This is a genomic window from Zwartia vadi (genome assembly GCF_030410375.1).
In the GTDB taxonomy this organism is placed as follows: domain Bacteria; phylum Pseudomonadota; class Gammaproteobacteria; order Burkholderiales; family Burkholderiaceae_B; genus Zwartia; species Zwartia vadi.
Genome location: NZ_JAUHHE010000045.1, coordinates 1 through 1043, shown reverse-complemented (window position 1 = coordinate 1043; position 1043 = coordinate 1). Strand labels below are relative to the sequence as shown.

Here is a 1043-nt window from a genome sequence, read left to right as displayed (position 1 = left end):
CGACGGCCATGCTATGGCAAAAAATGGCCGTGCCGGCGCTGCCCTCTCAATCGCGGCACTTGGTTCTTTCTTCGCAGGGAGCGTGGCCACCCTGCTGATCGCAGCGTTCGCGCCCCCACTGGCTGAACTTGCCTTTAAGTTCGGTCCTGCAGAGTATTTCTCTCTGATGGTGCTTGGACTGGTCGGTGCAGTGGTGCTGGCTTCCGGTTCCTTGATGAAAGCGATCGCCATGATTTTGCTTGGTTTGTTGCTAGGCATGGTCGGTACGGACGTCAACTCCGGCGTGGCGCGCTTTGATTTTGGCATTCCTGAGTTGCAGGATGGTGTCGGCTTTGCAATCGTGGCGATGGGCGTGTTCGGTTTCACCGAGATCATGACCAACCTCGAGCAAAAGGAAAACCGCGTTGAAGTCGACGCTAAAATTGGCTCGCTCTACCCCAACAAGCAAGAGTTCAATGAATCATGGCCTGCCGTCATCCGTGGCACAGCAATTGGTTCTGTTCTCGGTATTTTGCCTGGCGGCGGTGCCGTGCTGTCCTCTTTCGCGTCCTATACGGTCGAAAAGAAACTTTCCAAGAATCCCGAGCGTTTCGGTAAAGGTCACCCAGCAGGTCTGGCAGGCCCTGAATCGGCAAACAATGCTGGTGCGCAAACCTCGTTTATTCCTCTGCTGACCCTTGGTATCCCAGGTAACGCTGTGATGGCGCTGATGGTTGGCGCAATGACCATTCACAACATCCAGCCCGGTCCACAGGTCATGACGAGCCACCCTGAGCTGTTCTGGGGCTTGATTGCTTCGATGTGGATTGGTAACTTGATGTTGGTGGTGTTGAACTTGCCACTGATCGGCATCTGGATCAAACTGCTCACCGTTCCCTACCGTGTGCTGTACCCCGCTATTTTGCTGTTCTGCACGATCGGGGTGTACTCGCTGAACTACAACGTTTTTGACATTATTGTGACGGCCATCTTTGGTATTGTCGGTTATCTTTGGTCAAAACTAAAATGCGAGGGCGCACCATTACTGCTGGGCTTGGTGCTGG

General features: G+C 54.0%; 1 protein-coding gene. It reads left to right on the top strand.

The genetic code is table 11. From position 1 onward, the window contains the following. The coding region (locus QWY27_RS15250; RefSeq protein WP_290199285.1) for a tripartite tricarboxylate transporter permease at nt 1-1043 on the top strand (1043 nt) is incomplete at both ends.